This is a genomic window from Deltaproteobacteria bacterium HGW-Deltaproteobacteria-4 (assembly GCA_002841765.1).
GTDB lineage: Bacteria > Desulfobacterota > Desulfuromonadia > Desulfuromonadales > UBA2197 > UBA2197.
Genome location: PHAV01000009.1, coordinates 1 through 25,972, shown reverse-complemented (window position 1 = coordinate 25,972; position 25,972 = coordinate 1). Strand labels below are relative to the sequence as shown.

Here is a 25,972-nt window from a genome sequence, read left to right as displayed (position 1 = left end):
TGATCGTGCTGTGCCCGGCGAAGGTCATGGCGGCGAACTCGGTAGCGGAGAAGATCGTCTGTCTCCTTATTCACGGTTTTGCCGGTTCAACCGTCGAGATGGAGCCGTTGGCGCGGGCCCTGGAGACTGAGGGGTTCGAGGTGATCCGTCTCACCCTCCCCGGTCACGCCACCAGCATTGACGATTTTTCCCGCACCTTCTTTCCGGATTGGCGGGCGGCTGCCGAACGGGCCTGCGAAGAGGTGATCGGCCGGGGCCGGCGGGTTGTTGTCATCGGCCATTCGATGGGGGGGAGCCTTGCTCTCCATCTCGCTCAGCGCTACGATCTTGCCGGAGTGGTGACTCTGGCGGCGCCGGTTTATCTGTATCGCTTCTTCCCTCCCGAGGCCGCCGACTGGCGCCTGCCGCTGATCGGCTTCCTCAAACATGTCCGGCCGCGCTGGCCGAAAGCCGCTGAGAATCCTGTTGCCAGAGAGATTGCGCCGTGGGGGGGCTACAGTGGCGTCCGCCTCCTGCCGCAGCTGCACAGTTTCATCCAAGGGCTCGACCCTATTGCGGAAAAGTTGGGAGAGATTACCGAGCCCTTGCTGATTCTGCACGCCAGTCATGATGAAGTCGTTCCGACGAGCAACGCCTTGATGATCGCCAACGGCGTGCGTTCGGCAGAGGTGACGGTTGAGCTCTTTACTCTGCCGGAGACCCCCGCCGGGCGGCATCTGATCCCTTCTCACCGCGATAGCCGGGCGCTGGTGGCGGCGCGGATCATTGTTTTTCTCCAGCAGATCACCAAGACCCGGGAAAGGACTGCCGGCCCGATTTAAAGTATTGAGAGTCCGGTGCTCCGGGTTTTTCTCCCACCCACAGTCATTTATTACTTTTTTTATCCGCTTTCTTTTGCCGAAAATCCGTGTATAATTAATGCCAAAGCGGCAAGGATGGACCTTAAACCAAAAAAATAACATCAACAAGGAGAGTATGATTATGACTAAAGAGGTGATTGCGGCGATTCACACCGCCATGAAGGTAGAAAAGAATGCGATGAATTTTTATCTTGCCTGCGCTGGACAAAGCCAGGATGAGAAGACCAAAAACTTTTTCAATCTTCTCGCCCGCGAAGAGAAGGAGCATGCCCATACTTTCTTTGCAATCGATCCCGAGGGCGGCGACGAAAATAATTTTACGACTTTTATCGCGACGAGCGATGACGTCGAAGGCCCCTTTGCCAATGTCGGCAAACTGGTCGCTGATTTTACCGAGCGCAAGGCGATGTTGCTGGCGCTCGATAAAGAGAAGGCCTTGGCCGAGCAATTGCGGGCTATGGCGGCGAAGATTGCTGATCCTGAGGTGAAGAAAGTCTACGAGTGGAATGCCCGCTCGACCGATCATCATTTTCAGTTGATCGAAGAGGAGTATTCCCGTTTGATGGGGATGGTTCACGCCACGGATGTCGATACTTATGTTCGTGAATAGCTGAGAGAAACGCCGCCCTTCTTTACAAAAGAGAAGGGCGGTTTACTTTGCCGCGGCAAGGCCCCGGGCGATCGCGGTGCGGGCCAGTTCATCACAGCGTTCATTCTCGGCATGACCGTCATGCCCCCGCACCCAGACCCATTCGATCTGGTGGCGCTGCGCCTGCTCATCGAGTTCTTCCCAAAGGTCGCGATTGACGACCTCCTCCTTTTTACTGTTCTTCCAGCCCTTCTTCTTCCAGTTGAAGATCCACGTTGTCATCCCTTTGCAGAGATACTGGGAATCACTCGTCACCCGCACCCGGCAAGGACGTTTGAGGGCTTTTAAGCCGGAAAGGGCGGCAAAGAGCTCCATGCGGTTGTTGGTGGTCATGGCGGCAAAGCCGGCCAGTTCTTTTTCGTGGTCACCGCAGCGCAGGATCGTCCCCCAGCCCCCCGGTCCGGGATTACCCGAACAGGCGCCGTCACTGAAAATGTCAATTAACTCCGGGAGTGGTGCGGTCATGAAGAGGTTATCCCTTGGGGCGGGCTTTGAGTTTTGGTTTGCCGTCTTCGCAGGTGACGATGAATTCGAATTCACGACCGGTAAAGCGACTGCTGAGTTGGGCGCGCTGTTCGGCCAGCAGGGTGGCGATCTTCTGGCGATCCGGTGTCTTACCGCTGATCGCGGCAATCTCGGCGCTGATCCGTTCCGCTTCACTCTGGGCCGGAGTGATGTCTTCTCCTTTGCGGGTCACTTCGGGGGGAGCGCTTCCGACCCGGAGTCTTTCCAGCTTGCGGACAAACTTCCCCTCCTCGATCTGCTTCATCAGTCGCTCCCAGTTGCCGTAATAGCTGTGAAAGCGGGTTGCCAGCATCTGGTAACGATAGCGCAGATCGGTCTGGGGGATATAACGGTTCGCAAGGCGTCGGATTTCAAGACCGAGCTCCTCACGCAATTTTTCCGGCGGACGGCGTTCGATCCCGGCGAAATATTTTTCGTAGTTTTGATCGATCTCCCGGATTGTGGCTTCGATCCGGTTCAATTCCTGTTCAAAAATCTCGCGTTTGATCATGGGGCCCTCCTGTAAAGAGCGAAAAACTATACTTGTTTTCATCATGAAAAGAAAATGATTTTTACGGACAACGCCCTTGTCGGTGCGAGTTTTGAATAGAAAGTTCATTGACGCTAGCCCCCTTTTTATCGATAATGTCAGATCTTTTCTTTCTCAGTCCACAAAGTATGCTTTAAGGGGAACATATGAAGTCACTGGCAACGGTCATTCTTGCCGCCGGCAAGGGGACGCGGATGAAATCGGCATTGTCGAAAGTCCTCCACCCCCTGTGCGGTGAACCATTGATCCACTATCCGGTTCGACTCGCCCGACAACTCGGCTCGACGACGACGGTCCTCGTTGTCGGCCACGGTGCCGAAGCAGTGGAGACCGCTCTGGCGGCGGAGAACGTCACCTTTGCCCTGCAGGCCGAACAGCTCGGCACCGGCCATGCGCTCCTCTGCGCTCAGCCGGCCCTGGCCGACTTCAGCGGCACGATTCTCCTCCTCTGCGGTGATGTACCGCTGCTGCGGGCGACAACGATTACGCAGCTCCTCGATTATCATCATGGCCAGGGGGCAAGTGTCACCGTCCTCACCGCCACCCTGGAGAATCCCCATGGTTATGGCCGGGTGGTGCGGGATGGTGATGAGGTTGTCGCCATCGTTGAAGAGAAGGATGCCACCCCGGAGATTCGCGCTCTGCAGGAGATCAATACCGGGATCTACTGCTTTGCAGCTCCCTTTGTCTTTACGGCTCTGAGTCAGGTCGGCTGCAACAACGCCCAGGGCGAATACTACCTCACCGATGTTTTGGCGCTGGCCCGGAGTGCCGGCAGGAAGGTCTGCGCTCTGGCGGCGGCGGAAGGGGAGGAGGCGATGGGGATCAATGATCGAGTCCAGCTCGCCGAAGCCGATGGTTTGCTGCGGCAGCGGATTAATCGCCAGCATCAGCGCGCCGGGGTGACGATTGTCGATCCGTTTGCTACTTACATCGAACCGGGCGTCACGATCGGCGCCGACACCATTATTCATCCCGGCGTCCATCTACGCGGGACGACAAAGGTGGCTGGCAATTGCATCGTTGAACCGGGGGCGATGATCACCGATTCCTGCATTGCTGAAGGAGTCCACATTAAAGCGGGATCGATTGTCGAGGGTTCCGAGATCGGTGTCGGCTGCGCCATCGGTCCAATGGCCCACCTCCGTGCCGGGACGATCCTCCTCGGCGACAACAAGATCGGCAACTTTGTCGAGACCAAGAAGGCGCGCTTCGGTAAGAAGAGCCAGGCGAGCCACCTCACCTATATCGGCGATGCTGAGGTCGGCGAGCGGGTCAACTTCGGCTGCGGCACCATCACCTGCAATTACGACGGGGTGAACAAATACCGTACGACCATTGGCGACGATGTCTTCGTCGGCAGCGATACCCAATTTATTGCGCCGGTGACAATTGGCAGCGGCAGCCTTATCGCCGCCGGTTCGACGATCACGAAGGATGTCCCCCCCGATGCCCTGGCTCTGTCGCGAACGGACCAGCGGGTGATCGAGGGGTGGGCGGCGAAGAAGCGAGCGAAGCAGCAGAAGAAATGATTCATTGGTAGGGGCGCCCCTTGTGGGTGCCCGCTTTTAGGGCACCCACAAGGGGCGCCCCTGCGAAGAAAAGACCTTTTAAGGATAACCACCCATGTGCGGTATTGTCGGATATATCGGCCAGCAGAATGCCACCCCCATCATTATCGACGGCTTGCGTCGTCTCGAATACCGTGGCTACGACTCGGCAGGAATTGCCACCCTCGTCAACGGCGGCAAGATCGAAATTCGCCGCGCCGAAGGGAAGTTGATCAATCTTGAAACAGTTCTCCAGGCCGCGCCGGCCAACGGCAACCGTGGCATCGGTCATACCCGCTGGGCAACGCACGGCCGCCCCTCCGAGACCAATGCTCATCCCCACTGTGCCGGCGGCATCGTCGTCGTCCACAACGGCATCATCGAAAATTACCTGCAACTCAAAGGGATGCTGCAAGGGTGCGGGCATATTTTCCTTTCCGAGACCGATACCGAGGTCATCGCCCACCTCATTGAGGAGCGTTACAAAACCCTTGGCTCGTTTGAAGACGCGGTACGGGCGGCTTTTACCGAACTGCGCGGCGCCTTTTCCGTCGCCATCCTTTGCGAGCAGGAGCCAAATCTCCTTATTGCCGCCAAGGTCGGCTCCCCCCTGGTCGTCGGCCTCGGCGCAGGTGAATACTTTGTCGCTTCCGACATCCCGGCAATTCTGTCCCACACCCGGCAGATGATCTTTCTCGAAGATGGTGAGATGGTCGTCTTCAGCGAAGCTGGGATGAAGATGAGTCGCCTTGACGGCACCCTGGTCGAGCGCGCCGCCAAGACCATTACCTGGAGTCCGGCAATGGCGGAGAAGGGGGGGTATCGCCATTTCATGCTCAAGGAGATTTATGAGCAGCCCCGTTCCATCGCCGATACCCTGGCCGGGCGGATTGTCGATGAGCAGAGCGACACTTTTCTTGATGGCCTGCGCCTCGGGGACGCCGATGTGCAGAGTCTCGAACGCCTGTATATTGTTGCCTGCGGCACCTCCTGGCATGCGGCGCTGGTCGGCAAATTCCTGATCGAAAAGCTGGCGCGCATCCCGGTGGAGGTCGATATCGCCAGTGAATTCCGTTATCGCGATCCGATCGTCACGCCGCAAAGTCTCACCGTCCTCATCAGCCAGAGCGGCGAGACCGCTGATACTCTTGCTGCCCTGCGTGAAGCGAAGGGGAAGGGGGGACGCACTCTCGCCCTCTGCAACGTCGTCGAAGCGTCGATCGCCCGGGAAGCGGACGGTGCCCTTTACACCCACGCTGGGCCGGAGATCGGCGTCGCTTCGACCAAGGCCTTTACCACCCAGCTCGTTGCGCTCACCCTTCTCGCCGTCCGTCTCGGCCGGGCGCGCGGCACCCTGAGCACGGTTGAGGCCAGCGCCCTCCTCCTTGATCTGGTGCAGCTCCCCCGCCTCATCGAAGAGACTCTGGAGCTCAATAGCGACATTGAAAAGGTGGCGCAGGCCTTCATGAATGCCCGGGATTTCCTCTACCTCGGCCGCGGCAATCAATATCCGATCGCCCTCGAAGGCGCCCTCAAGCTCAAGGAGATCTCTTACATCCATGCCGAAGGTTATCCTGCCGGCGAGATGAAGCACGGTCCGATCGCCCTGATCGACGAGCAGCTGCCGGTAGTGGTGATCGCCCCGAAGAATGCCACCTTCGAGAAGGTCGTTTCCAACCTCGAAGAGGTGCGGGCGCGCGGCGGCCGGGTGATCGTTGTCACCACCGCCGATGGTGTCGCCGACCTTTCCGATAAAGCCGAAGCGATCCTCCTTGTCCCGGCGAGCAGTGACGAGCTCATGCCGATCCTCACTTCCATCCCGCTGCAGCTCCTTGCCTACTACGTCGCCGTCCTCAAGGGGACCGACGTCGATCAGCCGCGTAACCTCGCCAAGAGTGTGACCGTGGAGTAATGAATTACATCGCCGATCTGCACATCCATTCGCCCTTTTCCCGGGCCACCAGCCCCGACAGCAACCTTTACGGTCTGGCGGCGTGGGCGCGGATCAAGGGGATTCAGATCATCGGCACCGGTGACTTTACCCACCCCGGCTGGTTCCGCCGCTTGAAAGAAGAGCTCGAACCGGCCGAGCCCGGCCTTTTCCGCCTGCGCGACGAAAGCCGCATCCCCGAACTCCTCCCTGGCGTGCGCCCGCCGCAGACGCCGGTGCGCTTCCTCCTTTCGGCGGAGGTGAGCTCCATCTACAAGCGCGCAGGCGCCACCCGCAAGGTCCATAATCTCCTTTATGTCCCCGACTTTGCGGCCGCCGAGCGGATCAATACCCGTCTCGCCGCTATCGGCAATATCGAATCGGACGGCCGCCCCATCCTTGGTCTCGACTCCCGCAATCTCCTTGAAATCGTCCTCGAAGCCGCCCCGGAAGGCTTTCTCGTCCCCGCCCACATCTGGACGCCGTGGTTCTCGCTGTTCGGTTCCCGTTCCGGCTTCGACTCGGTCGAGGAATGTTTCGACGATCTCAGCGAGCACATCTTTGCCCTGGAGACCGGTCTCTCCTCTGATCCGGCGATGAACCGGACGATCTCGGCCCTCGACCGCTTTGCCCTGATCTCCAACTCCGACTGCCATTCCCCGGGGAAGCTCGGCCGCGAAGCCAACCTCTTCACCACCGGTTACGACTTCTTTTCCCTGCGCGCGGCCCTCAAGGCGAATCACCGCGATACTTTTGCCGGGACGATCGAATTCTTTCCCGAAGAAGGGAAGTACCACGCCGACGGTCATCGTTCCTGCAACATCTGCCTTGACCCGCACGAATCCCGGCAGCGCAACAATCTCTGTCCGGTCTGTGGCAAGCCGTTGACGATCGGCGTGCAGAACCGCGTCCTCGAACTCGCCGACCGCGATCTGCCGCTCTTTGCCGCAACGGCCCCGGTTGTTCACAGCCTCATCCCTCTGCCGGAAATTCTTGGCGAAATCCTTGGCCTCGGATCGACTGCCAAAGAGACGCAGGGCCAGTACGGGCAGGCGATCAACCGCTTTGGAGCCGAGTTTGAACTCCTTCTCCACACGCCGGTAGCGGCGCTGGCCGAATGGTCGCCCCTCCTCGGCGAAGCGGTACAACGGATGCGTCGCGGTGAGGTGATCCGCCAAGCCGGTTATGACGGCGAATTCGGCGTCATCCGCGTCTTTGCCGAAGGTGAGCTTGAAAAACTTGCCGGTCAGAGTTCCCTCTTCGGGGACGATCCCCCCCGGCCGCGGCGTAAGAAGAAGCCGCTCCCCGAACCGTTCGTGGCGCCGCCTCTGCCCACTCTCGCCGCCGCAGCGGCCGTCGCCCCGGCCGGGCCGAACCTGGAGCAGCAGGTGGCGATCCATTGCAGCAGTCGCCACGTTTTGGTTGCCGCCGGCCCCGGCACCGGCAAGACCTACACTCTGGTCGAACGTCTCGGGGCTCTGCTCAAGGCCGGTGCCGATCCGGCGACCCTCTGGGCGATCACCTTCACCAACCGGGCGGCGGAAGAGCTGCGCGCACGGCTGGTGGCGCAGGCCGGACGGGACGCCGAAGATCTCTTTGTCGGCACCTTCCACGCCTTTTGTCTCGAATGGCTGCGCCGCGAGAAGCCGCAGCTTTTGGTCGTCGGACCGGCCGAGCGTCTCCGTCTGCTCTACGCCCTCTTCCCGGAGCGCCGCCGTCAGGAGCACCAGACCCTGGCGACGGCGATCAGTGAACACTTCAGCGCCTGGGCGGCCAACGCTCCGGCCCTGCCGCACCCCGATCTGCAAAGTTATCTTGCCGAACTGGTGCAGCTTGGGGCCATCGATCTCGACGGCGTCATCCCGACCTTTCTGGCGGAGCTTGAGCGCAACAGCGACTTTGACGATGAGGTGCGCGAAACCGTGCTGCAGCTCTTTGTCGACGAATTCCAGGATCTCGATGCCGGTCAGTACGAGCTGGTCCGCCGCCTTGGCGAGACCTGTCGCATCTTCGCCATTGGCGACCCCGACCAGTCGATCTACGGCTTTCGCGGCAGCGATCCCGGCTTCTTCTTCGACTTCAGCCGCGCCCCGGAGACGACGCGGCTGCAGCTCTTTCGCAACTACCGCAGTGCCGGGGCGATTGTCGATGCCGCCGCCGCCCTGATCAGCCACAACCGCCAGAAGAGCGGGCTGGTCCTGCAGGCAGAGGAGAGTCACAGCGGTGTTATCGAAGTCGCGACGACGCCGAGCGCCGCTGCCGAGGCGGAGTTCATCGTCCGCCGCATCGAAGAACTCGTCGGCGGCATCGAGAGCTTCTCCCTTTACAGCGGACGGGGCGGGGAGGAGGGGGGGCGCGGCCACTCCTTTGCCGAGATCGCCATCCTTGTCCGCTCGCGCCGTCAGGCCGAACCGCTCCTCACCGCTCTGGAGCGCCGCGGCATCCCCTGCCAGCAGGTCGGCGTTCCCCCTTTCTATATGGCGCCGTCGCTGATTGGCCTTTATCACTTTCTGCAAATGGCAAGCGGCGACGGCCCGATCAGCGATGGTCTCGCCTTGCTGCGCTCCCTCGGCACCCTGACAGCTGCTGATATTGACAAAGTAGCGGCCGCCTTCCCCCTGGCCGGCGACTTCTTCACCATCGCCCGCACCCTGGAATTGCCAACCGTCATCGCCCGGAAAATTGCCGAGCTCAGTGATCTCGTCCCCCTCTTTGTCGCCCAGGCCCGCCAGTTCGGCATCGCCACGGCCCTGGAGGGGCACCGCACTTTCCTGTCCGGCGCGGTTGATGATCCGCAGCTGCGGCGCTTCCTTGACCTTGCCGGCACTTTTGGCCGTGACATCAATACCTTTGCCGACTATCTGCGGCGCAACGCCGGCGGCACTATCTACGATGCCGGCAGTGAGGCGGTGGCGCTGTTGACTCTGCACGCCGCCAAGGGGCTCGAATTCCCGGTGGTCTTTCTCCCCGGCCTCGAAGAAGGACTCCTCCCCGCCACCCTGAGCGGCAACAACGACATCGAGGAGGAGCGCCGCCTCTTCTACGTCGGTCTCACCCGCGCCAGAAATCAGGCGATCCTCTCCACTGCTGCCAGTCGCAGCAGTGGTCCGTCGATCCCTTCGCGCTTTCTCAAAGAAATTCCCACCGGCTTTTTGACCAGCGTCGAAGCCGCCCCCAACCGGCGTCGCACCCGGCCGGGGGAGCAGATGGAGCTCTTTCAGCCGTAAGTCACAGGCAGAAAAAAGGCGCAACGATGACAAATATCCCGAATTTATTCGATCTCAAGAGACAAATGCTGCGCCCGCGCCGCACCTTCCTGCGCCTGCAACGCCAGGCCTTGCGCCTCCTCAGCCGCCTCAAGGTCAGCGAAAATACCTTCATGACGACGATTGCCGTCGTCATCGGTCTCCTCTCCGGTCTGAGCAATTATGCCTTTCAAAGACTCATCGAATTCTTCAACTGGCTGGTGGTGCTTCAGGGGGGGCGGCTCCTTGGTCTTGACAGTGCCGGGCTGTGGGAAGGGCGTCTCCTCGCCATCCTCTTCCCGATGGTCGGCGGACTGTTGATGATTCCCTTCTGGATCTACTTTAAAAAGGATCTCCAGTTCGGCTTCTCCCGTTTTCTCGCCCAGGTCAATCTCGGCGGCGGCAAGGTGCCGCTCCGCACCATCCTCACCCGCGGCATGGCCAGCGCCATCACCATCGGCACCGGCGGTTCGGCCGGACAGGAAGGACCGATTGCCCAGATCGGCGGGGCGATCGGCAGCCAGACCGGGCAGTTCTTCGGCATGAGTGGCGACCGCTTGAAGACGATGCTCGCCTGCGGTGTCTCCGGCGGGGTGGCGGCGACCTTCAATGCCCCGATTGCCGGGGTCTTCTTTGCCCATGAGATCGTTCTCCTTTCCACTTTCGAGATGTCGAGCTTTACCTCGATCGTCATCGCCAGCGGCATGAGTACTGTCGTTTCCCGCGCCCTCCTCGGCAATGCCCCGGCCTTTGTTATTCCGGATTATATCGTCCAGTCCCCCTGGGATATGCTCCTGTATGCCGGCCTTGGCGTCATTGTCGGCTGTCTCGCCGCCGCTTTCATCAAGCTCCACTTCCGCATCAAGGATGCCTTTTCCGCCCTGCGCCTGCCAATGTTAGCCAAGCCGGTGTTGGGCGGGATGCTGGTCGGGATCATCGGCGTCGGCTTTCCCCAGGTCTTCGGTAACGGCTACGAATTTATCGAAGCTGTCCTGCATGGCGAGGGGATTTGGCTGGTGCTGGTCGGGCTGGTCCTGATCAAGGCGGTCGCGACTTCGGTTACCATCGGTTCCGGTCTCCCCGGCGGTCTCTTTGCCCCCTCTCTCTTTATCGGCGCGGTAATCGGCGGCACTTTCGGTCATGGCGCCCGCGCGCTCTTCCCGCATCTCGCCTCCTCCCCCGGCACTTATGCCCTGATCGGCATGGGGGCCTTCCTCTCGGCGGCGACGCATGCGCCGATGACGGCGATCTTCCTCCTCTTCGAGATTACCTCTTCCTATCATGTTATAGTGCCGATCATGATCACCTGCGTGATCGGCACCACGATCAGTCGTCAGTTTAACAAGGAGAGCCTGGAGACCGAAGATCTGGCGCGAGCCGGGATCGATCTACGTGCCGGCAAAGAGCAGAACATCATGAAATCCCTCACTGTCAGGGACGCCATGACCGCCACCGTCGAGTCGATCCCTGAGGGGATGACCCTGCGCCAGTTCACCGAATATCTCAGCACCACCAGGTCGACCAATTTCCCCCTGGTCAATAGCGATGGCGAGTTGACCGGTATCCTTTCGGTGCAGGACTTCATGGGAGTGGTCTTCGAGCAGGAGCTCATGGATATCGTCGTCGTCAAGGAGTTAGCGACCCTGGAGGTGACGACGGTGCTCGAAGAAGACAACCTCGATCAGGCGATGCAGAAGATCGGTTATCGGAATATCGAACAGCTGCCGGTCGTCGACGACCTCACCGGCAAGCGCCTGGTCGGCATCATCTCGCGCCGGGATATGATCTCTGCTTATAATCGGGCGCTGATGGCCCGTTCGCTGGAAGAGAGACAACATGACTACTGCTGAACTCACCGCCGGCCTTAATCCGGAGCAGCGCCAGGCGGTGTTGCACGGCGCCGGGCCGCTCCTTATCCTCGCCGGCGCCGGTTCGGGGAAGACCCGCACCCTAACCCAGCGCATCGCCCACCTCATCCGTGTCCAGGGGGTCGAGCCCTGGCGCATCCTCGCCGTCACCTTTACCAACAAGGCGGCAGCAGAGATGAAGCGGCGCGTGCAGCAGTTAGTCGGGACGGACGAACTCTGGGTGAGTACCTTCCATGCCGCCTGCGTGCGCATCCTGCGGCGCGAGATCAGTGCTCTTGGCTATCAAAGCAACTTTACCATCTGTGACGATCAGGATCAGGAGCGCCTCCTCAAGGAGGTTCTGACTGAGCTCAATATCAGCGAGCGCACCCTCAAGGCGCGGGGAGCGGCACAAGCAATCGACAGTGCCAAGAACCGCGGCCTCCTCCCGGCGGATTTTGATCGCAGCGACTTTTACGGCGAGCAGGTCGCCAAGGTCTACGAGCTTTATCAGGCGCGGATGAAGCAGGCCAATGCCCTCGATTTTGGTGATCTCATCCTCCTCACCGTCAATCTCTTTAAAACTCATCCCGAGATTCTCGGTCGCTGGCAGGAGCGTTTTCACTACCTGCTCGTCGATGAATTCCAGGATACCAACTCCATCCAGTATCAGCTCGTCCGTCTCCTCGCCGCCCGCCATCATAACCTCTGCGTCGTCGGCGACGACGATCAGTCGATCTACCGCTGGCGCGGGGCCGAGGTTGGCAACATCCTCAACTTCGAAGTCGATTATCCCGGCAGCGTCACCATCCGTTTAGAGCAGAATTACCGTTCGACCCGCAACATCCTCGCTGCCGCCGGGGCGGTCGTCGCCCGCAATGTCGGGCGCAAGGGGAAGAGCCTGTGGACGGAGAACCCGACCGGGGATCCGATCATCATCGAGCCCCTCCCTGATGATCTCGAAGAGGCGCGTTTTATCGCGGGCGAGATCAATAAGCTGCGGATTTCCGGCCGCCATCTCCGCGATATTGCCGTTCTTTACCGCATCAATGCCCAGTCGCGCTCCCTGGAAGAAGCGCTGGTGCGGGAGCGCCTTCCTTATGTCATGTTCGGCGGCGTCAAGTTCTACAGCCGCATGGAGATCAAGGATATCCTTGCTTACCTGCGCCTTCTCATTAACCCCAGCGATTCCCTGGCGGCGCGGCGGATTATCAATGTCCCGGCGCGGGGGATCGGTACAACGACAGTGGAGCGCATCGCCGCTCTCCAGGATGAAGCCGGCGGCTTCTTTCCCGCCTGCCAATTGGCGCTGCAGCGTGGTGAGCTTGGCCGCAGCGGTGGCAAGGTACAGGCCTTTATCACCCTGATCGAATCCTTCCGGACGAAGCTGGCGGACTTCCCTTATCCGCAGCTGACCAGCATCATCATTGAGGAGAGCGGCTACGGCCCGGCCCTCCTCTCCGAGCGGAGCGAAGAAGCGAAAGATCGCCTTGACAACCTGCAGCAGCTCCTCACCGGCATGGAGGAGCGCTTTGCCCAGGAGAAGACACTGGTCGATTACCTCGAAGATGTCGCCCTGGTCACCGATCTCGACAGCTACGACGGCAGCCTCGACCGGGTGACACTGATGACGGTCCATGCTGCCAAGGGGCTCGAATATCCGGTGGTCTTTATGGCCGGGATGGAAGAAGGGCTCTTCCCGCTGGCGCGCTCCAGCGAGTCGCGTGAAGAGCTCGAAGAGGAGCGTCGCCTTTGTTACGTCGGCATGACCCGGGCGATGGAGAAGCTTTACCTCGTCCATGCCCGCAAGCGCCGTGTCTTTGGCGATTACCAGTTTAATCCGCCAAGCTCCTTTCTCAGCGATATCCCGATCAGCGTCATCGAGCGTGGGCGGCGACAATCACCGCTGCACAAGCAGGCCGGGCACAATCTCGCCTCCCTCTTCGATCAGCCGCTGCCGGCGGTGGAAGAAGCCGAGGAGTTCAGCGATTCGGTGCGTCACGTCGCTGAAGCCGAAGAAGGGCTGCGCATCGGCAGCAAGGTGCGCCATCTCAAGTTCGGCGTCGGGGTGGTGCGACGCATCGAAGGGAGCGGCGAGAGCTGCAAAGTGACGGTCTGGTTTAACTCCGTCGGCCCGAAGAAGCTGCTGCTTAAATTTGCGGGGCTGGAACCGGCGTGAGGAAATAAGCGGGCGACCCACCGGGTCGCCCCTACAACGTTGATCTGTCCCCGTAGGGGTGACCCGGTGGGTCGCCCGCGTGGCCCGGAAAAGCAATAACGAGGAGTGCCGCCATGCACCCAGAACAGCTCAAGGACCTTCTCACCGCCGTCAGCACCGGCGTCTGCGATGTCGACGCTGCCCTCATTCAGCTGCGCAATCTCCCTTTCGAGGATGCCGGGGTGGCGATGATCGACCATCACCGCACCCTGCGTCAGGGCCTCCCCGAGGTCGTTTACGGCGAGGGGAAGACCTCCGAGCAATTGCTGACCATTGTCGGCCGGATGATCGCGCATGGCGGCAATGTCCTGTCCACCCGCCTCTCCGCGGAGAAGGGGGGCATCCTGCAAGCGGCTTATCCGCAGGGGGAATACGACCCCCTGGCGCGCACCTTTGTTGTCCTCCAGCAGCCGCTTGTTGCGACCGGGCGGGGGACGGTGCTGGTGGTTTGCGCCGGAACCTCCGATCTTCCGGTGGCGAAGGAAGCGGCGATTACCGCTCGCCTCTTCGGCAACCAGGTCGATGAGCTCAGCGATGTCGGCGTCGCCGGCATTCACCGCCTCTTTGCTCACAGCGAAAAGTTGCGCCAGGCAGCGGTGATCATCGTCGTCGCCGGCATGGAGGGAGCGCTCCCCTCGGTGGTTGGCGGTCTGGTGCCGGCACCGATCATAGCCGTGCCGACCTCGGTCGGTTACGGCGCTGCCTTCGGCGGAATCGCCGCTCTCCTCGGCATGCTCAACTCCTGCGCCGGCGGGGTGACAGTCGTCAATATCGACAACGGTTTCGGCGCGGCGTATGCCGCCACCCGCATCAACCGGGGGGAGAGCACCGCATGATCCTTTACCTCGACCCCTTCTCCGGCGCCTCCGGCGATATGTTTCTCGGCCTCCTCGTCGACCTCGGCGTCGAACCCGGCCAGATCGAAGCGCAGTTGCGCTGCCTCCCCCTGAATGGCTGGCGTCTCGCCTGGCAGCGGGAAAAGCGTTGCGGCATCGAAGGCTGCCGCGCCCTGGTTGCTGTCGACGAAGAGCACCATCACCGTTCCTGGCGCGACATTGATCAGATGCTCGCCACCTCGTCTTTAGCTGCACCGGTGTGCGAACTGGCGCGGCGGATCTTCCATCGTCTCGCCGAGGCAGAAGGGAAGGTACACGGCGTTGCCGTGGCAGAGGTCCACTTCCACGAAGTCGGCGCCCTCGATTCGGTCATTGATATTGTCGGTGTTGCTGCCGGACTGGTCGCCCTGCACGCGGAGCGGATTGTCTGCGGCGCTCTCCCCTTTGCGACCGGGATAGTGCAGAGCGCGCACGGCCGCTATCCCCTGCCGGCGCCGGCGACACTGGAGTTGCTGCGCGGCTGGCCACAGCGCCCCGACGATAGCGACAGTGAACTCATCACGCCGACCGGCGCGGCGATTATTGCTGAAGTTGCCAGCTTCGGTGCCTTCCCGGCCATGACTCTGGAGCAGGTCGGTTACGGTGTCGGCAGCCGCGACTCCAACGATCGTCCCAATCTGCTGCGCGGCTGCCTTGGCCGCGTCGCCAGTACGGACGGGCGCGACAAGGTGACGGTGATCGAAACCCATCTCGACGATTCCAGCCCCGAGCTCCTCGGCTACCTGAGCGAGCGCCTTTTCGCCGCCGGTGCCCTCGATGTCGGTTACAGTCCGCTGCAGATGAAGAAGAACCGTCCCGGCACGCGCCTCACCGTTGTTTCCCGGCCGGCGGAGCAGAAGCAGCTCGCCCGCCTCATCCTCCGCGAAAGCAGCGCCATCGGTGTGCGCTTTTCCGAATGCGAACGGCTCAAGCTGCGCCGCGAAGCCGGGGTAGTCATGACGGATTGCGGCGACGCGGTGGTGAAATTGATCTTTGACGGGGAGGAGTTGCTGCGGGTCACTCCTGAATTTGAGAGCTGTCGCACCCTGGCGGAAGCGACAAAGCGGCCGCTGGCGGAAATCTACCGCTTGGTCGAGCAGGCCGCGGATGAGAAGTATTTAAAGCCTCCCAGCCAGTGAAAAGCGCCCTTTAGCCGCAGATTTTAATGTGGTCGCCACCGATGAAGACCCGCAGGAAATCAACATTTTCGCCGGTCAATCCCCCCTTTTTTCGACAAGTCGCAGAAGAAACTTTCTTGACAAGAGACAGGCGCTGTGTTAGCTATGCACCGCTTTAGGGCCCTGCTCGGGGAGTTCTTCTCCGGTTTGGTGGTACAGACTGACAGATTCGAGGTGTATCGGTGATCAAAGTTGATTGGACATTAGGACTACAGATCTTCAACTTCCTGCTTCTGCTCTACATCCTCAATACGGTGCTTTACCGCCCGTTGCGCGCGGTTCTGGCCAAGCGTAAAGAGACAATTGAGGGCGATCACGGGCACGCGCGCGGTCTGCAGCAGCAGATCGACGAGAAGATGACCAGCTACCAGGAACGGTTGCAGGCAGCGCGGGTCAAAGGGAATGAAGAGCGGGCGACTCTGCGCGCGGCTGCCAGTCAAGAGGAGGCCGAGATTCTCGGCGCTGCTCGTCAGGTGGCAACAGAGAAGCTGCAGCAATTAAAGGTGCGTGTGGCGGCAGAGGCTGACTCAGCCCGGACGGCGCTGCGCAGTGATGTTGATGCCATTGCGACCCAGGTTGCCTCGCGTATTCTCGGGAGGGCTCTATAATGGCGAATCTGCAAGACAAAAGAATCGGGCGGATAGCGGCGGCGTTGGTTCTGGTCGCGCTTTCGGCGGGCGTTGCCTGTGCTGCCGGAGGGGACGGTCACGCTGACAGCGGCGCCGTTGCCAAAGATTTCGCCTGGCGTATTCTCGACTTTGCTTTGATGATCGGTCTTCTCGTCTATTTTCTGACCAAGCCGATTCGTAATGGCTTGGCCGGGCGCCGTGAAGGTATCGAAAAAGCGCTGAGCGATGCCGTGGCAGCGCGCGAAGCAGCGGAAGCCAAGTTTGCCGAATACGACAGCAAATTGAGCAAGGCTGCGGCCGAGATCGAAGAGATGAGTCTGTCGATTCGTCGTGAAGGGGAATTGGAACGGGAGCGGATCCTGGCCAATGCCAGGGAGATGGCCCAGAAGATTACCGCTGAGGCGGAAAAGACCGCCGAGAGCGAAATCCTCCGCGCCCGCACCGAACTGCGGCAGGAAGCGAGCCGTCTCGCCATCACTCTCGCCGAAGAGTTGCTGAAGAAACAGATGACAGCTGGCGACCAGGCACGTCTGGTCGATGAATATGTGTCCAAGGTAGGAGAACTCCATTGAGCATCAGCGCCCTCTCGCGTAGATATGCTCGCGCCCTGGTGGAAATCAGCGCCGAGCAGAAGCTGGTAGAGCAGTACGGAGATGAGCTTGCCCAGGTCAGTACGACTGTAAGCGAGAACGACATGCTGCGTCTGCTTCTGGAAAGTCCGACTTTGCCGGTGGAAAAGAAGTCGGCGATCATGGGTGATCTTGCCGAAAAGATGCAGCTCTCCATCGGCATGCGTCATTTTATCGGCCTGCTCGTCGCCAAAAACCGGATGAAATATATCGGTCTGATCGAAAGCAACTATCGGCAGTTTGCCGATGAGCTCTCCGGTCTTCTCCGCGCCAAGGTCTCCTCGGCGGCCGAACTTTCCGCCCCTGAGCTGGCGTTGATCCGGCAAGGGCTGGAGGGCAAGACCGGCAAGCGCGTCGAGCTGGCAGTGCAGGTCGATCCCGCCCTCCTCGGCGGCTTGAAGACGGAGTTTGCCGGTAAGGTTTATGATGGCAGTATTCGCACTCAACTTAAACGTATTGAAGAAACTCTAAATAAGGGGTGATCAAGTCCATGGAAATCAGAGCCGAAGAAATTAGCGCAATTATCAAGCAGCAGATCGAAAACTTCGGGCGCGAAGTCGAGGTCAGCGAAACCGGAACGATCATCTCGGTCGGTGACGGTATCGCCCGTATCTACGGCCTCGACAAGGCGATGTCCGGTGAGCTCCTCGAATTCCCCGGCAACACCATGGGGATGGTCCTCAACCTTGAAGAAGATAACGTCGGTGCCGCCATCCTTGGCGAATCCCACCACATCAAAGAAGGCGACACCGTCAAGCGGACCGAGCGTATCGTCCAGGTTCCGGTCGGTGAAGCTCTCATCGGTCGCGTTGTCGACGGTATCGGTAACCCCATCGACGGTCTCGGCGAGATCAAGACCGACACCTACCGTCAGGTCGAAGTTAAAGCCCCCGGTATCGTCGCCCGTAAATCGGTGCATGAGCCGATGCAGACCGGCCTCAAGGCGATCGACGCCATGGTCCCGATCGGCCGCGGCCAGCGCGAACTGATCATCGGCGACCGCCAGACCGGCAAGACCGCCGTTGCCCTTGACACCATTATCAACCAGAAGGGGCAGAACGTTATCTGCGTTTATGTCGCTATCGGTCAGAAGCGTTCGACGGTGGCTCAGGTTGTCGACAAGCTCAAGCATTACGGCGCCATGGATTACACCATCGTTGTTGCCGCCACCGCTTCCGACCCGGCGCCGCTGCAGTTTATCTCCCCCTACACCGGCGTCACCATGGCCGAGTTCTTCCGCGACAGCGGCCGCCATGCGCTGATCATCTATGACGATCTTTCCAAGCAGGCCGTCGCTTATCGCCAGCTTTCGCTCCTCCTCCGTCGTCCGCCCGGACGTGAAGCTTACCCCGGCGACGTCTTCTATCTGCACAGCCGTCTCCTAGAGCGCGCCTGCAAGCTCAACGACGAGCTCGGCAACGGCAGTATCACCGCCCTGCCGGTCATCGAGACCCAGGCCGGCGACGTTTCTGCTTACATCCCGACCAACGTTATCTCCATCACCGACGGTCAGATCTTCCTCGAAACCGACCTTTTCTACTCCGGTGTCCGTCCGGCGATCAACGTCGGCCTCTCGGTCTCCCGCGTCGGCGGTTCAGCTCAGGTCAAGGCGATGAAGCAGGTGGCCGGTACCCTCCGTCTCGCCCTTGCCCAGTATCGCGAGATGGCCGCTTTTGCCCAGTTCGGTTCCGACCTCGACGCCGCCACCCAGCGTCAGCTCAATCGCGGCGCCCGTCTCGTCGAGATCCTCAAGCAGCCGCAGTATCGTCCGCTGCCGATCGAGAAGCAGGTTCTGGTTATTTATGCCGCCAACAACGGCTATCTTGATCAGTATCCGGTGACGTCGGTTGGCCGTTACGAGCAAGAGTTGGTCTCCTTCATGGACGCACAGCATGCCGCTATCCTTTCTGATATCAACCAGAAGAAAGCAATTGACGCGGACATCGAAGCCCGGTTGAAGGCCGCCCTGGAGGATTTCAAGGGGCAGTTTGTCGCCTAAGCCCAATACCTTGAGGGATCGGAACGATGGCAAATCTTAAAACAATAAAAAAACGGATCGTGTCGGTTAAAAATACCCGACAGATCACCAAGGCGATGAAGATGGTCTCGGCGGCTAAGCTGCGCCGGGCCCAGGACGCCGTGGTCGCTGCCCGTCCCTACGCACATAAGTTGCAGCAGGTGCTAGGCTCTCTGGCGCTGCGTGAAGAAGCGCAGGCCCACCCCCTCCTCATGGAGCGGGGCAAGGGTCGGGCTCTGGTCGTATTGCTGACCTCGGATCGCGGCCTGTGCGGTGGTTACAACGGTAACGTCTCCAAAGCCGCCGAGCGCTTTATTCGCGCCAACGAGCAGGGTTTCGACAATTACGACCTGATGATCATCGGTAAGAAAGGGCGTGATTATCTGCGCCATCGTGCCGGCATGAACATTGTTAAGGTCTACGAAAATGTTACCGGTAAAATCACCTACGCGACTGCGCAGCTGATCGGCGAAGAGGTCGTCAGCCAGTACACGGCCGAGACCTATGATGCCGTCTTTTTTATCTTTAATGCGTTCCAGAGTGCCATGACCCAGGTGGTGACGATCAATCAGCTCCTGCCGGTGGTGCCGATGACGGTTGAAGAAGACACGCATGTTGCCGAGTACCTGTACGAGCCGGGGCGGAGTGAAGTTCTGGCCGCGATTCTTCCCAAGAATGTCGAGGTCCAGATCTTCCGCGGCTTGCTCGAATCGTCGGCCAGTGAACATGGCGCCCGCATGAGTGCCATGGACAGCGCCAGCAAGAATGCGTCCGAGATGATCGGCAAGTTGACCCTGATCTACAACCGTGCACGCCAGGCTGCAATAACTAAAGAGCTTATGGAGATCATCTCCGGCGCCGAATCGATTAAGTAAACAAACGTTGACTCACGCCCGTGCGCGGGTGGGACAAAGGAGGAACGCTTTATCATGAATAAAGGAAAAATTACCCAGGTTATCGGTCCAGTTATCGACGTTGAGTTCGAAGCTGGCAAGCTTCCGGAGATTTACTACGCTCTGAAAGTGACCAACCCTTCCCTCGGTTCGACCGAATGGAACCTGATTGTCGAGGTTGCCCAGCACCTCGGTGAAAATACCGTGCGTTGCATCGCGATGGATTCGACCGATGGTCTTGTTCGTGGTCAGGACGTTATCGACACCGGCAAGCAGATCTCCATGCCCGTCGGTCGCGGTACTCTCGGCCGTATCCTCAATGTCGTCGGCGAGCCGGTTGACGAGGCTGGTCCGGTCGTCACGGATGAGACCTGGGAGATTCATCGCCCCGCTCCAGAGTTCGTCGATCAGTCGACTAAAATTGAAGCCTTCGAGACCGGCATCAAGGTCGTCGACCTTCTCGCTCCTTATTCCCGCGGCGGCAAGATCGGCCTCTTTGGCGGCGCCGGCGTCGGCAAGACGGTTCTGATCATGGAGCTGATCAATAACATCGCCAAGCAGCACGGTGGCTTCTCGGTCTTTGCCGGCGTTGGTGAACGGACCCGCGAAGGGAATGACCTTTGGCATGAGATGAAGGATTCCGGCGTTCTCGACAAGACCGCCCTGATCTACGGGCAGATGAACGAGCCCCCCGGAGCCCGCGCCCGCGTCGCCCTTTCCGGTCTGACCGTCGCCGAGTACTTCCGCGATGCCGAAGGCCAGGACGTCCTCTTCTTCGTTGACAACATCTTCCGCTTCACCCAGGCCGGTTCGGAAGTTTCGGCTCTCCTTGGCCGTATCCCTTCGGCGGTCGGTTACCAGCCGACCCTCTCCACCGAGATGGGCGAGCTGCAGGAGCGCATCACCACCACCAACAAAGGTTCGATCACTTCCGTCCAGGCGATTTACGTCCCGGCTGACGACTTGACCGACCCGGCGCCGGCCACCGCCTTTGCCCACCTGGATGCGACGACCGTTCTTTCCCGCCAGATTGCCGAGCTCGGTATCTATCCGGCGGTTGACCCCCTCGACTCCACCAGCCGTATTCTTGATCCCCTGGTCATCGGCGATGAGCACTACGCGGTTGCACGCTCGGTCCAGTATGTTCTGCAGAAGTACAAGGATCTTCAGGACATCATCGCTATCCTCGGGATGGACGAGCTCTCCGAAGAAGACCGTTTGGTCGTTTCCCGCGCCCGTAAAATCCAGAAGTTCCTGTCCCAGCCGTTCCATGTTGCCGAGGTCTTTACCGGTTCACCGGGGAAATATGTCGAGCTCAAGGATACCATCCTCGGTTTCAAAGAGATCGTTGCCGGCAAATATGACGACATCCCCGAGCAGGCTTTCTACATGGTCGGTACCATCGAAGAGGCCCTGGAAAAGGCCCGCAAGCTCGCGGCCTAAATTATCACAAGCGCGGGTTTAATCCCCCGCTGCGATAAAGGATCACGTACATGGCTGAAATGCTGAGATTGGAAATGGTCACGCCTTATAAACAGGTTCTGGCCGTAGATGTAGATGAAGTTACGGCGCCGGGTTCTATGGGTGAGTTTGGTATTCTCCCGGGACATACGCCGTTGCTCACCACCCTCAAGATTGGTGAACTCACCTATCGCATAGGGAGTGATCTTTTTCATGTGGCGGTCAACTGGGGCTACGTCGAAGTCGAGAATGACAAGGTGACAGTCTTGGTTGAGACGGCCGAAGCCGCCGACCAGATCGATTTGGCGCGGGCAAAAGAAGCCCTGAGCCGGGCAGAGCAAGCGATGAAATCCTTGTCGCCGGAAGATGTCGAGTTTTCCCAGATGGAAGCCTCTCTGGAGCGTGCCCTGGTTCGTATCCAGGTGGCGGAGCAAACAAACCGTCGCGGCCACTAAATAATAACAAAGAAACGTTTACAACAGAAAAGGCGACCCTTGCGGGTCGCCTTTTCTGTGTCTTGTCTTGGTTTCTTCTCTTTGGAATTTAGTTTCGGGCCGCGGGGAGGAGCTCGTCAAGAACGGTAAAGATCTCGGTCATGTCCCTCATGGTGTAATCAGCCATGTGGGCAATACGGAAGGTCAGATTCTTGATCTTGCCATAACCGTTATCGATGGCATAACCACGGGCTGCCGCCAGCTTTTTTAGTTTCTCAAGATCGGTGCAATCGTCGTTACGGATACAGGTCAGAGTTACAGATTGAGCATCCGCCGCGGCAAAGAGGGTGAAGCCGTGGTGCAGAGCCCAGGCGCGGGTTGCTGTGGCCATGGCCTGATGGCGGGCGTAGCGGTTTTCCAACCCTTCTGCGAAGATCTTCTTGAGTTGATGATCGAGAGCAAAGATCAGGCTGATCGCCGGCGTGCTCGGGGTGTTATCCTTGCGGTCGTTCTCCTCAAACTCGATAAAGTCGAAGTAGTATCCGCGGTTCGGGGTGGTTTTGGCCTTGTCGAGAGCGCGGCGCGAGACGGCACAGACCGCCAGTCCGGGGGGAAGGCCAAAGGCCTTTTGCACCCCGGCGAGACAAACATCCATCCCCAGGGCGGTGAAGTCGATGGGGACCGCCGTCATCGATGACACCGTATCGACGATAAAAGAGACCTCGGGATATTTCTTCATCACCGCCGCAATCTCGGCCAGCGGTGACAGGACGCCGGTGGAGGTTTCGTTGTGGACCAGGGTCATGGCGTCGTATTTGCCGGTCGCCAGGGCGCTGTCGACCATCGCCGCCGTCACCGGCTGCCCCCATTCGGCGGCAAAGTGATCGGCCTCCAGGCCACAGCGTTTGGTGACGTCGTGCCACTTGGCACTGAAGGCGCCGTTGCTGAAGTTGGCACAGCGCTTCTGTACGAGATTGCGCACCGCCCCCTCCATGATGCCAAAAGCGCTGGAGGTCGACAGGAAGACCGGCTCCGTCGTGTTGAGCAGGGCCTTGAGCTGATCGGTAACGCTTCTATGCACCACTGCGTATTCCTTCATGCGGTGGCCGATCATCGGTGCGCACATCGCTTCATAAACGTCGGGAGCAATCTGCACCGGACCGGGGATGTAGAGTTTTTTATTCATGACGGGCTCCTGAAAAAGGACTGATTTGTAGCCGTGCAAGTAGCATGAAGAAGGCGTCAAAGTCAAGATAGAGGCAGGGAAGGGGCGGAAGAAGCGGGAGGGGTAGAACTCCCGGATTTAAGCGAGTTAGCGCGCAACGTTGTACTGTTTTTCGTCCCAGACGAAGCTGTGGTCGTAGTCGATGTAAGGGGAGGGGATGAGGAGTGAGTCGATGTTGAGGAGCGGCAGCTGCGTGATTGCGCGCTCGTAGTCAGGGGTGAGCTTCTTGATGTAGGGGAATTGATTGGGCTGCCATGCCTTCATCGGTTCTCCGTTTCCGGGGTTCGACCCGTCCGTCCTGACGGATCGAACTCCTTACTCTTCGAAGCTGATGGCGGAGTGCGGGCAGGCGGGGATGCAAAGCCCGTCAAAATCGCAGCGCGATTCGTCGAGGATGGCAATGCCGTTTACTTTGGTGATGGCCTTCTGCGGACAGACCTTGATGCACTCGCCGCTCCCCTTGCACTTGGTCGGATCGATGACGATTTTCATTGGTTGACTCCTTGGGAATTGCGGTGAGTTTAGCATGTTTTTTGAGGTGTCGGTGGGGATTCTATAGCTTCAACGTCGTGGACGCAACGGGTTCACCGCAGCTGCGCTTTGGTTGTGAATTATCTGTTGATACAATGTGTCTACAATGCTACACTTTTCTTCACTGGGATATTCTCCGTAGCGAAAGTCGGGAAAGTTGAGGTGAAAAATGTTTGCTAAAGCGCAGAAGTGGGGCAACAGCCTGGCAGTTCGCTTACCGAAAGGACTCGCAGAGGAGTGCGGCATTGAAGCTGATTCATCGATCGAAATCGTCCGGGAAGATAATTTGATCATTATCAAGTCAGCCAGAAAAGAGGGGCTCTCTCTCGACAGCCTCCTGGCCGGAGTGACGACGGAGAATCTTCATGCCGAGGTTGCGACCGGCAAATCGGTCGGGAGGGAGCAGTGGTGAGCCCGGCGGGTTATATTCCGGAAAGGGGCGATGTGGTCTGGCTCGATTTTGACCCGCAGGCCGGACATGAACAAGCCGGGCGTCGACCGGCTTTCGTCCTCTCTCCGGCGAAATATAACGGCAAGACCGGCCTGATGCTCTGCTGCCCGATCACTTCGCAGGTGAAGGGCTATCCCTTTGAGGTCGCCGTAGCCGGGATTGCCAAGATCCGCGGGGTTATTTTGGCCGATCAGGTGAAGAGTCTCGATTGGCAGGTACGGAGGGCGGAAAAGCAGGGGAAAGTTGCGAAAGCGGTTCTAGATGAAGTCATGGAGAAGATCAATGCGATTTTGGCGGGATAACGGCAGAGGGGTCATGCCGGATATTCACAGTTGACGAACGAACCGCCCGACGGCAGCAGCCATCCGGGCGGTTTTTTTATAGTAGGAAATAGTGGGAAGGACCGGGTCAGATTAAAAACAAAGGGCTATTTTGTTTGATGTCCCCGGAATTGGGTGCCCTGCCAAATACGAGGGGTTGCCGTTGCTGCGCGTCCTTAAACTATCGCCATTCTAGACTGAGCTCTTTTGTGCCTCTGGGTATTACGGGGGTGAAGTTAGCAAATTAGCAAAGAACGTCCCCCTTGCTCCTCTCAGCAACTGCGAATAGAGCTTGTCGACATCATCGGGGGTCTTGCAGTCGGTTAAAAGTTCGTCCAATTGGTCTGGTTTGATCGCCATCGTCTCTGCTCCTGAGCGGGAAATTCCCCTACTCTCTCATGGAACAGATACACAGTTCAATTTACAGACTCGCAACAGGCCGTGTAGCTCTGACACCATAGACTCACTTTTTAGTCAATTTTGTTAAGAGTGATCAAGTGTGCCTCACTATTGTAAGCAATTAGATGATCCTTTTTTGCAGCTTGCAGTACTTTAACAAATCTATCATTAATGTTAGTGCCTTTTTTAGCTGAAGACCATGTGTTTTCTCGCTTTTGGAATGCAGATCTAAACGCAGAAATAAGAGATTTCGGTATTGTAAGGCTGTTATGAGATGTAATTAGTCCCCTAATCTTGTAATAAAGTATTTCTACACCGGCACGTGAAGTTGTTTCATTTATAAACGTTTCAATTATTTGTCCATATCTAGGCAGTCGCAAATCTCCATATAATAATACGAGTAACAATTTTTTGAAGTCGTTCTGAGTTGAGTTAATAAATTGACGGATTAGAATTTCTAAGCTTTGACTTCCAATATTTTTTGAGAAAAAATTTACTCCGCCGATAGTTGTCAGGTATGCGATAAGTGAATCAAAATCTTCATCACCAACTAGTTCTTTATAAAAATCAATCATACTTATATTGCAGCTTATATGAAAATCTAGAATATTATCTAAAACAACCAGTTTCTCTTCCGTTTGCAAATTTTCTAAATTTCTGAAACAATTATACAATGTTTTTAATACTAAACATTTCACACTAATATTTTGAAGATTATCGGCATTTATATTTAACTTTTCAATATCAAATCTTTGCTGCCTGTAATGTAATTTCTGCTCATGAAAACTTTTATCGTCTTCATCGTAATTAATTTCTTTTTCGAGATCTTTTTCAATTATTTCTTCTGGGCTCTTGTCTTCAGCAGGATTATAAAGAAGGTGGTTAATATATTCATCTAGCTTAGAAAGATCAAAGTTCTCAAAACCAACGAAGTGAGGTTCGAGGTCGTTAATAACTTTCGAAATAAGTGAAAAACTTGACCTCTTCATACCTGAAAGAAGAGCCATCGCTTGACCTAAATTTATGTACCAATGTATTTCATTGTAAACATCTTCAACTTTCAATATTTCTTTCTCGCAAGCTTTTGCTATGTAGTAATCGTAAAATACAAATAGCGAAAATTCGTACCCATTTTCATTTTTTTGAAGCAGCCCTGATAAAATTAAATCTCTAAAGAATTTTTCAACATCGACCCTAAGAGATTTTTCTTTATAAAAATTTTCAACTATACTATGAGATTCAGCTTCAGTTAAGTATATACGTTTATTTATTAAGCACTTTTGTGCGAATTGAGCAAGGATCAGCTGCTTATTATAAAACGCTTCTTGAGGTGATCCTCCTTTGCTACCAATACGTTGTTGTTCAATTTTTTCTAGCAAGTGCAGAAAAGAAATGCTCGAAACTTGATCTTCAAGGAAAGGGAATACAGAAAGATATAAAGCAATTACAACAGGGGTTGAAGGTAGATCTGTATTTCTTAGGGCCTGTAAAGGATTTTGTGTAAATGGGTTTGTCGGTTAATAAGTCGGCATCCTGTCGCCGAAGATGATCGTAAACTGATTGAGTGCCGATTTCCA

23 protein-coding genes are annotated in these 25,972 nt (G+C 57.8%); 18 read left to right on the top strand and 5 right to left on the bottom strand.

Going from position 1 to position 25,972, the window contains the following annotated elements; translation table 11 throughout:
* The first annotated feature begins 26 nt into the window (after positions 1-26).
* Entirely contained in the window at positions 27-821 is a 795-nt protein-coding gene (locus CVU69_07370; protein PKN12448.1) for a carboxylesterase, read from the top strand.
* Between the two features lie 97 nt (positions 822-918).
* Positions 919-1,470 carry a hypothetical protein gene (locus tag CVU69_07365; protein PKN12299.1) on the top strand — a complete coding sequence of 184 codons (552 nt, stop codon included), beginning with the start codon at positions 919-921 and terminating at the stop codon, positions 1,468-1,470.
* Positions 1,471-1,512: 42 nt separating this feature from the next.
* Here CVU69_07365 and CVU69_07360 read toward each other — a convergent pair whose 3' ends face one another.
* Together CVU69_07360 and CVU69_07355 are read right to left on the bottom strand one after the other, a co-directional pair.
* The gene (locus CVU69_07360) at positions 1,513-1,974 is read right to left on the bottom strand and encodes a ribonuclease HI (GenBank protein PKN12298.1); all 462 of its coding nucleotides are present in this window, start codon (positions 1,972-1,974) and stop codon (positions 1,513-1,515) included.
* Positions 1,975-1,981: 7 nt separating this feature from the next.
* Positions 1,982-2,524, bottom strand: a complete 543-nt coding sequence (locus CVU69_07355) for a hypothetical protein (GenBank protein ID PKN12297.1) — start codon at positions 2,522-2,524, stop codon at positions 1,982-1,984.
* A gap of 185 nt (positions 2,525-2,709) precedes the next feature.
* On the opposite strand from CVU69_07355, the gene glmU reads away from it, so the two are divergent.
* From glmU to atpC, 14 genes are all read left to right on the top strand, one after another.
* On the top strand, positions 2,710-4,095 hold the full coding sequence (glmU, locus tag CVU69_07350; GenBank protein ID PKN12296.1) for a bifunctional UDP-N-acetylglucosamine diphosphorylase/glucosamine-1-phosphate N-acetyltransferase GlmU: 1,386 nt from the start codon (positions 2,710-2,712) through the stop codon (positions 4,093-4,095).
* Positions 4,096-4,189: 94 nt separating this feature from the next.
* Positions 4,190-6,025, top strand: a complete 1,836-nt coding sequence (gene glmS, locus CVU69_07345; GenBank protein ID PKN12295.1) for a glutamine--fructose-6-phosphate transaminase (isomerizing) — start codon at positions 4,190-4,192, stop codon at positions 6,023-6,025.
* Positions 6,025-9,270, top strand: coding sequence for a DNA helicase II (locus tag CVU69_07340; GenBank protein PKN12294.1), 3,246 nt, complete (start codon positions 6,025-6,027; stop codon positions 9,268-9,270). Before glmS ends, CVU69_07340 begins: the two co-directional genes overlap by 1 nt.
* 152 nt (positions 9,271-9,422) lie before the next feature.
* Entirely contained in the window at positions 9,423-11,138 is a 1,716-nt protein-coding gene (locus CVU69_07335) for a chloride channel protein (protein ID PKN12447.1), read from the top strand.
* Entirely contained in the window at positions 11,125-13,314 is a 2,190-nt protein-coding gene (locus CVU69_07330) for an ATP-dependent DNA helicase PcrA (GenBank protein ID PKN12293.1), read from the top strand. Before CVU69_07335 ends, CVU69_07330 begins: the two co-directional genes overlap by 14 nt.
* Before the next feature lie 113 nt (positions 13,315-13,427).
* Positions 13,428-14,189 carry a 1-(5-phosphoribosyl)-5-amino-4-imidazole-carboxylate carboxylase gene (locus CVU69_07325; protein ID PKN12292.1) on the top strand — a complete coding sequence of 254 codons (762 nt, stop codon included), beginning with the start codon at positions 13,428-13,430 and terminating at the stop codon, positions 14,187-14,189.
* Positions 14,186-15,367 carry a TIGR00299 family protein gene (locus CVU69_07320; protein ID PKN12291.1) on the top strand — a complete coding sequence of 394 codons (1,182 nt, stop codon included), beginning with the start codon at positions 14,186-14,188 and terminating at the stop codon, positions 15,365-15,367. Before CVU69_07325 ends, CVU69_07320 begins: the two co-directional genes overlap by 4 nt.
* A 206-nt stretch (positions 15,368-15,573) precedes the next feature.
* Positions 15,574-16,014, top strand: coding sequence for a hypothetical protein (locus CVU69_07315; GenBank protein ID PKN12290.1), 441 nt, complete (start codon positions 15,574-15,576; stop codon positions 16,012-16,014).
* The gene (atpF, locus tag CVU69_07310; protein ID PKN12289.1) at positions 16,014-16,607 is read left to right on the top strand and encodes an ATP synthase F0 subunit B; all 594 of its coding nucleotides are present in this window, start codon (positions 16,014-16,016) and stop codon (positions 16,605-16,607) included. The genes CVU69_07315 and atpF overlap by 1 nt, the downstream gene beginning before the upstream one ends.
* On the top strand, positions 16,604-17,146 hold the full coding sequence (gene atpH, locus CVU69_07305; GenBank protein PKN12288.1) for an ATP synthase F1 subunit delta: 543 nt from the start codon (positions 16,604-16,606) through the stop codon (positions 17,144-17,146). The genes atpF and atpH overlap by 4 nt, the downstream gene beginning before the upstream one ends.
* Positions 17,147-17,154: 8 nt before the next feature.
* Positions 17,155-18,663 (top strand): F0F1 ATP synthase subunit alpha, encoded by a 1,509-nt coding sequence (locus CVU69_07300; GenBank protein ID PKN12287.1) that lies wholly within the window; start codon positions 17,155-17,157, stop codon positions 18,661-18,663.
* A 26-nt stretch (positions 18,664-18,689) separates the two neighbouring features.
* The gene (atpG, locus tag CVU69_07295) at positions 18,690-19,556 is read left to right on the top strand and encodes an ATP synthase F1 subunit gamma (protein PKN12286.1); all 867 of its coding nucleotides are present in this window, start codon (positions 18,690-18,692) and stop codon (positions 19,554-19,556) included.
* Between the two features lie 54 nt (positions 19,557-19,610).
* On the top strand, positions 19,611-21,017 hold the full coding sequence (gene atpD, locus CVU69_07290; GenBank protein PKN12285.1) for a F0F1 ATP synthase subunit beta: 1,407 nt from the start codon (positions 19,611-19,613) through the stop codon (positions 21,015-21,017).
* Between the two features lie 50 nt (positions 21,018-21,067).
* Positions 21,068-21,490, top strand: coding sequence for an ATP synthase F1 subunit epsilon (gene atpC, locus CVU69_07285; GenBank protein ID PKN12284.1), 423 nt, complete (start codon positions 21,068-21,070; stop codon positions 21,488-21,490).
* 88 nt (positions 21,491-21,578) lie between these two features.
* On the opposite strand, the gene CVU69_07280 is transcribed toward atpC, so the two are convergent.
* Positions 21,579-22,655, bottom strand: coding sequence for an aminotransferase (locus tag CVU69_07280; protein PKN12283.1), 1,077 nt, complete (start codon positions 22,653-22,655; stop codon positions 21,579-21,581).
* A gap of 354 nt (positions 22,656-23,009) precedes the next feature.
* A complete protein-coding gene (locus tag CVU69_07275; protein PKN12282.1) occupies positions 23,010-23,186 on the bottom strand; it encodes a ferredoxin in 177 nt (58 codons plus the stop codon).
* A 208-nt stretch (positions 23,187-23,394) separates the two neighbouring features.
* Here CVU69_07275 and CVU69_07270 point away from each other — a divergent pair, with 208 nt between their 5' ends.
* Together CVU69_07270 and CVU69_07265 are read left to right on the top strand one after the other, a co-directional pair.
* The gene (locus tag CVU69_07270; GenBank protein PKN12281.1) at positions 23,395-23,637 is read left to right on the top strand and encodes an AbrB/MazE/SpoVT family DNA-binding domain-containing protein; all 243 of its coding nucleotides are present in this window, start codon (positions 23,395-23,397) and stop codon (positions 23,635-23,637) included.
* Complete coding sequence (locus CVU69_07265; GenBank protein ID PKN12280.1) at positions 23,634-23,978, top strand: mRNA-degrading endonuclease; 345 nt, start codon at positions 23,634-23,636, stop codon at positions 23,976-23,978. Before CVU69_07270 ends, CVU69_07265 begins: the two co-directional genes overlap by 4 nt.
* Before the next feature lie 488 nt (positions 23,979-24,466).
* Here the strand turns inward: CVU69_07265 and CVU69_07260 are convergent, their stop codons facing one another.
* Entirely contained in the window at positions 24,467-25,774 is a 1,308-nt protein-coding gene (locus CVU69_07260; protein PKN12279.1) for a hypothetical protein, read from the bottom strand.
* Between the last annotated feature and the right edge of the window lie 198 nt (positions 25,775-25,972).

Coding starts and splice junctions, on each gene's coding strand:
- CVU69_07370 (PKN12448.1), top strand. CDS start 27: ATGGCGGCGAACTCGGTAGCGGAGAAGATCGTCTGTCTCCTTATTCAC.
- CVU69_07365 (PKN12299.1), top strand. CDS start 919: ATGCCAAAGCGGCAAGGATGGACCTTAAACCAAAAAAATAACATCAAC.
- CVU69_07360 (PKN12298.1), bottom strand. CDS start 1,974: ATGACCGCACCACTCCCGGAGTTAATTGACATTTTCAGTGACGGCGCC.
- CVU69_07355 (PKN12297.1), bottom strand. CDS start 2,524: ATGATCAAACGCGAGATTTTTGAACAGGAATTGAACCGGATCGAAGCC.
- glmU (PKN12296.1), top strand. CDS start 2,710: ATGAAGTCACTGGCAACGGTCATTCTTGCCGCCGGCAAGGGGACGCGG.
- glmS (PKN12295.1), top strand. CDS start 4,190: ATGTGCGGTATTGTCGGATATATCGGCCAGCAGAATGCCACCCCCATC.
- CVU69_07340 (PKN12294.1), top strand. CDS start 6,025: ATGAATTACATCGCCGATCTGCACATCCATTCGCCCTTTTCCCGGGCC.
- CVU69_07335 (PKN12447.1), top strand. CDS start 9,423: ATGACGACGATTGCCGTCGTCATCGGTCTCCTCTCCGGTCTGAGCAAT.
- CVU69_07330 (PKN12293.1), top strand. CDS start 11,125: ATGACTACTGCTGAACTCACCGCCGGCCTTAATCCGGAGCAGCGCCAG.
- CVU69_07325 (PKN12292.1), top strand. CDS start 13,428: ATGCACCCAGAACAGCTCAAGGACCTTCTCACCGCCGTCAGCACCGGC.
- CVU69_07320 (PKN12291.1), top strand. CDS start 14,186: ATGATCCTTTACCTCGACCCCTTCTCCGGCGCCTCCGGCGATATGTTT.
- atpF (PKN12289.1), top strand. CDS start 16,014: ATGGCGAATCTGCAAGACAAAAGAATCGGGCGGATAGCGGCGGCGTTG.
- CVU69_07300 (PKN12287.1), top strand. CDS start 17,155: ATGGAAATCAGAGCCGAAGAAATTAGCGCAATTATCAAGCAGCAGATC.
- atpG (PKN12286.1), top strand. CDS start 18,690: ATGGCAAATCTTAAAACAATAAAAAAACGGATCGTGTCGGTTAAAAAT.
- atpD (PKN12285.1), top strand. CDS start 19,611: ATGAATAAAGGAAAAATTACCCAGGTTATCGGTCCAGTTATCGACGTT.
- atpC (PKN12284.1), top strand. CDS start 21,068: ATGGCTGAAATGCTGAGATTGGAAATGGTCACGCCTTATAAACAGGTT.
- CVU69_07280 (PKN12283.1), bottom strand. CDS start 22,655: ATGAATAAAAAACTCTACATCCCCGGTCCGGTGCAGATTGCTCCCGAC.
- CVU69_07275 (PKN12282.1), bottom strand. CDS start 23,186: ATGAAAATCGTCATCGATCCGACCAAGTGCAAGGGGAGCGGCGAGTGC.
- CVU69_07270 (PKN12281.1), top strand. CDS start 23,395: ATGTTTGCTAAAGCGCAGAAGTGGGGCAACAGCCTGGCAGTTCGCTTA.